7 protein-coding genes are annotated in these 9,150 nt (G+C 59.3%); 2 read left to right on the top strand and 5 right to left on the bottom strand.

From position 1 onward, the window contains the following. The 5 genes from ABI171_RS06590 to pgi form a co-directional block, all read right to left on the bottom strand. On the bottom strand, window positions 1-783 hold a 783-nt coding region (locus ABI171_RS06590; RefSeq protein WP_348091780.1), incomplete at its 3' end, for a carbohydrate kinase. Window positions 784-882: 99 nt separating this feature from the next. Further along, window positions 883-2,097, bottom strand: coding sequence for an AGE family epimerase/isomerase (locus ABI171_RS06585; protein ID WP_348091779.1), 1,215 nt, complete (start codon window positions 2,095-2,097; stop codon window positions 883-885). A 54-nt stretch (window positions 2,098-2,151) separates the two neighbouring features. After that, entirely contained in the window at window positions 2,152-3,006 is an 855-nt protein-coding gene (locus tag ABI171_RS06580) for an SIS domain-containing protein (protein ID WP_348091781.1), read from the bottom strand. Between the two features lie 15 nt (window positions 3,007-3,021). Beyond that, a complete protein-coding gene (gene zwf, locus ABI171_RS06575; RefSeq protein WP_348091778.1) occupies window positions 3,022-4,494 on the bottom strand; it encodes a glucose-6-phosphate dehydrogenase in 1,473 nt (490 codons plus the stop codon). Between the two features lie 103 nt (window positions 4,495-4,597). Further along, window positions 4,598-6,256 carry a glucose-6-phosphate isomerase gene (gene pgi, locus ABI171_RS06570; RefSeq protein ID WP_348091777.1) on the bottom strand — a complete coding sequence of 553 codons (1,659 nt, stop codon included), beginning with the start codon at window positions 6,254-6,256 and terminating at the stop codon, window positions 4,598-4,600. A 313-nt stretch (window positions 6,257-6,569) separates the two neighbouring features. On the opposite strand from pgi, the gene edd reads away from it, so the two are divergent. Together edd and ABI171_RS06560 are read left to right on the top strand one after the other, a co-directional pair. Next, window positions 6,570-8,453 carry a phosphogluconate dehydratase gene (gene edd, locus ABI171_RS06565; protein WP_348091776.1) on the top strand — a complete coding sequence of 628 codons (1,884 nt, stop codon included), beginning with the start codon at window positions 6,570-6,572 and terminating at the stop codon, window positions 8,451-8,453. Further along, a complete protein-coding gene (locus tag ABI171_RS06560) occupies window positions 8,450-9,106 on the top strand; it encodes a bifunctional 4-hydroxy-2-oxoglutarate aldolase/2-dehydro-3-deoxy-phosphogluconate aldolase (protein ID WP_348091775.1) in 657 nt (218 codons plus the stop codon). Before edd ends, ABI171_RS06560 begins: the two co-directional genes overlap by 4 nt. Window positions 9,107-9,150 lie beyond the last annotated feature (44 nt).

Raw genomic sequence — 9,150 nt, 5'->3', positions numbered from 1 at the left:
GATGCCGGCATCGCCGGCGCCCACGGTATCGACCACGGTGATGGAGGGCGGCGCTACTTGCCAATATTCGGCGCCGGCATGGATCGCCGCGCCTTGTGAGCCTAATGTCAAGAGCACGGTGGCCGATGGATTGAAGCCGCGCAGGGTCGCCAATGCCGCTTCGGTATCATCGCTGCGGAACAGGCCGGCCAGGTCTTCGTCCGAGACCTTGATGACATCTGCCAGTTGCGCCATCTTTTTCAGCACGCTGTCGTAGCGCTGGTCCATCACATTGCGGAAATTGGGATCGTAGCTGATCTTGACGCCGCGGCTATGCAGGTCCTCCGCCAGTTCGATCAGGTGTCCGGCCAGCGGCGCGCGCGTCAGGCTGATGCCGCCGAAATGCACCCATTGCGCCGCTTGCTGCCAACCAGCAGGCAGCAAGCCTGGATCGAAAGCCAGGTCGGCGCTGTTATCGCCGATGAAATTGTATTGCGGCGGTGCGGTTTCATACACCACCGCCAGCAGCGGCGAACGCGCCGCGCGTTGCAAGAACCGCAAATCGAGTCCGCTCGCCTGGCTGGCCGCGTAGAGCTCATCGCCGAACCAATCTTGACTGATGGCGCCGGCGAAGGCGGATGAGGCGCCAAGGCTGGCGGCGGCGCGCGCCACATTCCAGGTCGAGCCGCCGGTCTTGCTCAGCCATTGGCCGCCGCCAACGCGTATCAAGTCGGTCAGAGCTTCGCCGGCGCTGACGAATTGGGGGAAGGGCGTGGCTTGAGCGGGTTTTGTGGTTTCAGGCATGACAGCGTCCATACAAGATAAATAGGGTAAAAACTGTCGTCATCCCCGCGTTCGCGGGAATGACGCAGTGACATCGTAGTGATATTGTTTCATGGTGATTTATGCCAGCGGACTGTCCACAGCGGCCAGTGCTTCCAGATAAGCGCCCATCGGATGATAGAAGTCGGTCTTGCCGTGCGGCGGTTTTTCGGGGCCGTAGCGCAGGTTGTCGCGCTGCAGGATCCGGTACCAGCCGCCACGCTCCTGATCGATCAGATGTGCGTTGCTGTACTCCCATAAATTGTCATAGCTATCCCAGTAACCCGCGTTGCCGCTGCGTTGCGCCAGCAATGCTGCCGTGGCCAGCGATTCGGCCTGCACCCAGAAATACTTGTCGCCATCGCAAACGCTGCCGTCCGGCGCCAGGCCATACACCAGGCCGCCAAACTGCTGGTCCCAGGCAGCCGGCATGGTGACGTCGAACAATGCACGGGCGTGTGGTAGCAGCCAATCAGTATCGCCTTGCAGGTGTTGGCGATGGCGCTCCAGCAGCAACAGCAATTTCGACCACTCGGTCATGTGGCCCGGCTGGAAACCCCACGGACGGAACATGTTGCTGCTGTCGTGGCGGTTGTATTCCCAGTCGGCGCTCCAGTCGGCGTGGTAGTGTTCCCAGATCCAGCCATCCGTTGCCAGCCGGACGGTGATGTTGTGCGCGAGCCGTTCGGCGCGCAGCAGATAGCGCCGTTCGCCGGTTGCTTCAAAGGCCGCGATCAAGGCTTCGCAACTATGCATGTTGGCGTTCTGGCCGCGATAAGATGAGACCACGCCTTCCGGCGTCGCCTCGTCTGCGTACAAGCCGTCATCCTCCGACCAGAACAATTTTTCCATCAGGTCAAAGGTGGCGGTTATGCCTTGCGCCGCCTCGCTGATGCCGATCCTTAGCGCATGTGCATGCGCCAGCAGGACGAACGCCAGACCGTAGCAATGTTGGGTGCAGTCAACCGCCACGCCGTTTTCCAGGACCCAGGCATAGCCACCGTAAGAGGGCTGCCAATGTTGCTGCTGCAAGAAGCGCAGGCCATGTCTTGCGGCTTCGCGATATTCTTCCTTGCCGTCGAGACGCCAGGCCAGTGCATAGCAGAATACCATGCGGCTGCTATTGACCAGATGTCGGCTGGCGCCGTCATAGACGCTGCCATCGTCATTCAGGTAGTGGAAAAAACCGCCATCCGGATCGATGGCGCGCGGGTGGAAAAAAGCGATGTCGCGCCGCATGCGGTCACGCAGGAAGTCGGGATCGCGATAGTCTGGCGAGGAGGAAGCTGGTCTCATGTTTTTAATTTTTATGGATACACCGCTGATGATGGCTTGCCTGGAAGCGTATCGTCAACGAAAAAACGAATCGAACTGCATGTCGAATTGTTGCAAGGCTTTCTGGGCGTTTTGCATTTTCTTGCGGAATTCCGGGCCGCGCTTGAGCGCCAGGCCGACCGCCAGGATATCGATCACCACCAGATGCGCCAGCCGTGCCGAGATCGGCGTATACGGGTCGATATTGAAGCTCAGGTCGATCGGCACCAGCACCGTCGCCAGTTCCGCCAGCGGCGTGCCGCTCGGTCCCAGCACGATGATGTCGGCGCCGCCCTTTTTTGCCAACTGCACGCTGCGCAGCAACGCGGCATTGCCGCCGCGCTGCGAGATGGCGACCACGCAGTCGCCGGGTTGCAGCAGCGATGCCGCGATGCTGTGGATATGCGGATCGGAGTAGGCGACGGTAGGAACGCCGGAACGGAAAAATTTATGCTGGGCGTCCGCCGCCACGATGCCCGACGTACCCTGGCCGTAAAACTCGATCTTGTTGGCCTTGAGCAAAACGTCGAGCGCTTTCTGGATCGCATCGGCGCTCAGATGGTTGCGCAGGTCGAGCAGGGTATTGATGGAGCGGCTGCAAATCTTGTTGACCAGATCGGCCGCGATATCGTCCTGCGCCAGCATTTCATTGGCTCCCGGCAGGGCTACCGCCAGGCTTTGCGCCAGTTTCAGCTTGAAGTCGTGCCAGCCTTCATAGCCGATGGCGCGGCAAAAACGCACCACGGTCGGCTCCGATACTTGCGCATTTTTTGCCAGGGCGGTGATGTTTTCCGCCAGCGCCAGCTGCGGGTTATCGAGAATGGTTAACGCGACCTTTTTCTCCGACTTTGACAGCAAGTCGATCTGGGTCCGGATCGCGTCCAGCAGCATGGTCATGCCGGGCCCTTACAGTTCTGGCAGCGCTTCTTCGCGCCATTGCAAGCCATCGCGCGCAATCAGGGCGCTGGCCGCGGCCGGGCCCCAGGTGCCTGCGGTGTAAGGAATCGGATCGTCTTCTTCCTGGTCCCAGAATTCCAGGATCGGCTCGACCCATTCCCACGCGGCTTCCAGCTCGTCGCTGCGCATGAACAAGGTCAGTTGGCCGCGCAAGACGTCCAGCAGCAGCCGTTCGTAGGCTTCCATCCGTGGTGACTTGAAGCTCTCGCGGAAATTCAGTTCCAGCTCAACCGGTTTCAAGCGCATGCCGTCGCCCGGAGTCTTGGCCATCAGGTTCAGGGTCAGGCCCTCGTCCGGCTGTAAGCGGATTACCAGGCAGTTCGGTTCGAAACTGCTGTTCGGCTGGGCAAAAATCGAGTGCGGAATGGTCTTGAAACGAATCACGATTTCCGCCAGCGAATCAGCCATGCGTTTGCCGGTGCGCAGGTAAAACGGAACGCCGGCCCAACGCCAGGTATCGACTTCGGCCTTCAGTGCCACAAAAGTTTCCGTACGTGAATGAGGATTAGCGTCGGCCTCTTTGCGATAGCCAGGCACGGCGACACCTTCAACGTGGCCGGAGCGGTATTGTCCGCGCACCACGTTTTGCGCCAGCGTAGTCGGCGTGAAGCGCTTTAGTGAACGCAGCACTTTGAGCTTTTCATCACGTACCGCATCCGGGGTAATTGACACCGGCGGTTCCATGGCGACGATACAGAGGAGTTGCAGCAAGTGATTTTGCAGCATGTCGCGCAAGGCGCCGGAAGTTTCGTAGTAGCCCATGCGGTTGCCGACGCCGAGTTCTTCAGCAATGGTGATCTGCACGTCGGAAATCCATTCACGACGCCACAGCGGTTCAAACAACACATTGCCAAAGCGCAGCGCCAGCAGGTTTTGCACCGTCTCTTTACCGAGGTAATGGTCGATGCGGAAAATCTGCGATTCGGAAAATACCTGGCCGACTTCGGCATTGATTTGCTTGGCGCTGGCGAGGTCGCGGCCCAAAGGCTTTTCCAGCACTACGCGCGAATTGGAGGTGGCAAGGCCGCTGGCAGCCAGGTTCTTGCAGATTTTCGAGAACAGGCTAGGCGGCGTCGCCAGGTAGAACACATTGGTGATCGCGTGGTCCGGGCGCATGGCTTCGACCAGCGCTTTGTACGAAGTCGCATCGGTAGCATCCATGGCGACGTACTTGATGCGTTTGCAAAAACGCTGCCAGACAGTAGCGTCGAAGCTTTCCTTGCTGATGTGCGGCTTGGCGTCCTGTTCCACATGCTTGAGGAAGTCGGCATCGTTGCTTTCGTGGCGGCCGATACACAGGATGCGGGCATCCGGCGGCAGGTCGTTGGCGCGGTCGCGCGCATACATTGCCGGCAGCAATTTACGCATTGCCAGGTCGCCGGTACCGCCAAAGATTGCTAAATCGAATTCTGCAAGAGCCATGATAAATGAGACCTTAAATGAGACCGATGGATTACTGCCGCTACTGGGAGATAGACGCAAGATGAAAGATTTGACGCCTTTTCATCCTGCTCAGAAAAATAAACTACAAAGCTTTGCGCGCCATCGCAATCAGGCCGTTGGTCGAGCTGTCGTGGCTGTGCGGCGCCGGCGTGCCGGTCAGTTCGTTGAGGATGTTGCTGGCTAAAGCCTTGCCCAGCTCAACACCCCATTGGTCGAAACTGTTGATGTCCCAGATGACGCCCTGGACGAAGACCTTGTGCTCATACAAGGCGATCAGCGCGCCCAGGTTGGCTGGCGTCAGCGCCTCCATCAGGATCGTGTTGCTCGGACGATTGCCAAGGAAGGTGCGATGCGGCACTAGCGCCGCGATCTGTTCGGCCGGCATGCCCTTGGCTTGCATTTCCGCCTGCACTTCTTCCGCGTTTTTGCCGCGCATGAAGGCTTCGGACTGGGCGAAGCAGTTGGCCAGCAGTGCCGCTTGATGGCCGGGCAGGTGATGGCTGGCGGTCAGGGTCGCAATGAAGTCGACCGGGGTGATGTCGCTGCCTTGGTGCAGCAGCTGGAAATACGCATGCTGGCCATTGGTGCCGACATTGCCCCAGATAATCGGGCAGGTGGCGACTTCAAGCGTGCTGCCGTCGAGGGCGACGCGCTTGCCGTTGCTTTCCATTTCCAGCTGTTGCAGATAGGAGGGGAAGTTGCCCAGATCCTGGTGATATGGCGCAATCGAGACCGAGCGATAATCGAAAAAATCGCGATACCAGATGCCCAGCAAGGCCATGATGACCGGCATGTTCTGTTCCAGCGGCGCACTTTGGAAATGCTGGTCCATCGCATGGGCCCCGGCCAGGAATTCGCTGAACTGGTCGAAGCCGACCGCCAGCGCCACCGACAGGCCGATCGAGGACCATACCGAGTAACGGCCGCCGACCCAGTCCCAGAACGGGAACATATTGTCCGGATCGATGCCGAACGCAGTGACGCCTTCGACATTGGTGGAGACGGCGACGAAATGCTTGCGCAGATCCGACTCCCGCGCGTCCGCACCGTTTTGCAGGAACCAGTTGCGCGCCGAATGCGCATTCATCATGGTTTCCGCGGTGGTGAAGGTTTTGGAGGCGATCACGAACAATGTTGTGCGCGGATCAACTTGTTGCAGCACGGCGTCCATATCGTCGCCATCCACATTGGAAACGAAATGCAGATGCAGGCCGGTCTGCTGGTACGGACGCAGTGCCTGGCACACCATCTTGGGCCCGAGATCGGAGCCGCCGATGCCGATGTTGACGATATCCGTGACAGGCTTGCCGCTATAGCCGAGCCATGTGCCGGAACGAAGTGCGTCGGTAAACGTCTTGATTCTTTGCAGCACGGCGTGGACATCGGCGCTGACTTGCTGGCCATCGACCACCAAGGCTGGCTGGGCTGGCGCGCGCAGGGCGGTATGCAGGACGGCGCGATGTTCGGTGGTATTGATCTTTTCGCCAGCAAACATCGCTGCACGCCGGCTTTCGACCTGGCGTTCGCGCGCCAGGGCAAACAGATGCTCCATGGTTTCCGGGGTTACGTTGTTTTTTGCATAATCCAAAAACAAGCCGGCGGCTTTGAGAGAGAATTGTTCAAAGCGGGGCGGGGCGGAAGCCGTGGCGAACAAGTCGCGCAACGATCTGTCCTTGACGGCTGCGTAATGTGCGTGCAGGGCTTGAAAGCTGGCGGTAGTATGAAGCGCAGTCTGTGGCATATCCGGAGTCTTTATGGTAGGTCAGGAATTTATACGACTATACAACAGTTGACGGTAATTTCACTACAAATTATTTTGATGTTGCTGTTGTGAAGTCACTTTGCGTCATCTGAACGAGGTTTTTGATCTATCTCCCTCTGGTTCATTTGTTCGCTACCGTTATTACGTACTGTATGGCTAGAGTTGCTGTTTTAGATAGGGTGGCTCTGTTTCAAAAAACCACAATCGAACCCGATTTGGGTTGGCAAGTTAACGTCGAAATACTATTTTGTAGTAAAATTTCAATTCGTCTACTGTTTCAAGGATTTTTATCATGACTGTTCAAGCCAGCGTAGCCAAAGTCACCGAACGTATTGTTGCGCGCAGCCAACCTTACCGCAGCGCCTACCTGGCGCGCCTGGAGCATGCGCGCCGCCAGGATGTGCAGCGCGGCGCACTGTCCTGCACTAATCTTGCCCACGGTTTCGCCGCATTTCCAGTCAATGACAAGTTGAGACTGAAACAGGACAAAAGTTCATCGGTAGCGATCGTATCTTCCTACAATGACATGTTGTCTGCCCATCAGCCGTTCGAGCGCTATCCGCAGATCATCAAGGATGCGGTGCATGCGGCGGGCGGCGTGGCCCAATTCGCCGGCGGCACACCCGCCATGTGCGATGGTGTGACGCAAGGCCAGCCGGGCATGGAACTGTCGTTGTTTTCGCGCGATGCGATTGCCATGGCGACCGCGATTGCGCTGTCGCACAATATGTTCGACGCCGCGGTCTACCTGGGCATCTGCGACAAGATCGTCCCCGGCTTGTTGATCGGCGCGTTGCATTTCGGCCACCTGCCTGCCGTGTTCATCCCCGGCGGTCCTATGACCAGCGGCATGAGTAATAAAGAGAAGGTACGCATCCGCCAGCTCTACGCCGCAGGAAAAGTCGGTCGCGCCGAGTTGCTGGAAGCGGAATCGCAGTCGTATCACAGCGCCGGTACCTGCACATTCTACGGTACCGCCAACAGCAATCAGATGCTGATGGAAGCCTTGGGCTTGCATCTGCCGGGTTCCGCATTCATTACCCCAAACACGCCGCTGCGCGATGCCTTGACCGCTGAAGCAGCGCGCCAGGCCTTGCGGATCACCGACCGTGGCAACCAATACCTGCCGGTCGGCCAGGTGGTCAGCGAGAAGAGCATCGTCAACGCCATCGTCGCTTTGCTGGCGACCGGCGGCTCCACCAATCACACCTTGCATCTGGTAGCGATTGCCAAGGCGGCCGGCATCGTCATCGACTGGAACGATTTCGACGCGCTGTCGGCAGTGGTGCCGCTGATCACCCGGATTTATCCGAACGGCGACGCTGACGTTAATCACTTCCACGCTGCCGGCGGCACGGGTTTTGTGATCCGCGAATTGCTGGATGCCGGTCTGATGCATGAAGATGTCAAAACCATTCTTGGCGACAGCCTGCGCGCCCATTGTGCCGAACCGTTCCTGGATGGAGAAACGGTGGTGTTCAAGCCAGCGCCGGAAAAGAGCGGCGACGACTCGGTGGTGCGGACTGCCGCTGCGCCGTTTTCCGCCGATGGCGGCTTGCGTTTGCTGACCGGTAACCTGGGTCGCTCGGTGATCAAGATTTCCGCCGTCAAGCAACAGCACTGGATCGTGCAGGCGCCGGCGGTGGTGTTTCATTCGCAAGAAGCTTTCATGGCGGCCTTCCGCGCCGGCGAACTGGATCGCGATTTCATCGCCGTATTGAGCCACCAGGGCCCGCGCGCCAACGGCATGCCGGAATTGCACGCGCTGACGCCGGCGCTGGGGATCTTGCAAGATGCAGGCCGCCACGTGGCGCTGGTCACCGACGGCCGCATGTCGGGCGCTTCCGGCAAAGTGCCGGCGGCTATCCATGTCACGCCGGAAGTATTGGCCGGCGGTCCGCTGAGCCTGGTGCGGACCGGCGACATGATCCGCCTCGACGCCGAGAAAGGTATACTGGAAGCCTTGGTGCCTGCCGAAGAATGGGTGCAACGCCAGCCGCTGGAAACCGACTTGTCGGCTAACCATGTCGGCATGGGCCGCGAATTGTTTGCGATGTTCCGCACCACGGTCAGCGCGGCGGAAGAGGGCGCAACCTGCTTCGGCCTGCCGCCGGCGATCCCGACCTCGGCAGAATCTGCAGAGTCAGCACAACAACCACAGAAAGCAACGATATGACATCCTCCAATCTTCTTTACGGCAACCAGTTGCTGGACATCATGCGTGCGTCACCGGTGATTCCGGTCATCGCGATTGACGACATCGAACATGCCGTACCTCTCGCCAAGGCGCTGGTGGCAGGCGGCATTCGTGTACTGGAAATCACTTTGCGCACAGTGCATGGCTTGCCTGCAATCCGCGCCATCGCCGAGCAGGTGCCGAGCGCGATTGTCGGCGTCGGCACGTTGACGCAGGCCGATGAATTCGTTGCCGCGCGCGATGCCGGTGCGGTGTTCGGCGTGTCGCCGGGCTTGACGCCGGCTTTGATCGCCGCCGCCATAGCCAGCGGTTTGCCGCTGTTGCCGGGCGTGATGACGCCGTCAGAAGTGATGGCCGCGCGTGAAGCCGGTTTCCGCCAATTGAAGCTGTTCCCGGCAGTGCCTGCGGGCGGCGTCGGCATGCTGAACGCGATTGCAGGCCCATTGGGCGACGTCACGTTTTGTCCGACCGGCGGCATTTCGCTGGACACCGCGCCGGATTTCCTGGCCTGTAAAAACGTGGCTTGCGTCGGCGGTTCGTGGCTGACGCCGAAAGATCTGCTGAAATCCGGCGACTGGGCTCGTATCACGGCGCTGGCTGCCGCCGCCAGTCAGTTGCGCAAAGCGCTCTGATAGTATCTCCCTCCAGATGCGCCGGCGTGATTTTTCAATCATCC

Origin of the sequence: Collimonas sp. (assembly GCF_039923675.1) — a bacterium.
Classification (GTDB): Bacteria; Pseudomonadota; Gammaproteobacteria; order Burkholderiales; family Burkholderiaceae_D; genus Collimonas.
This window is presented reverse-complemented; position numbering and strand designations above follow the sequence as displayed.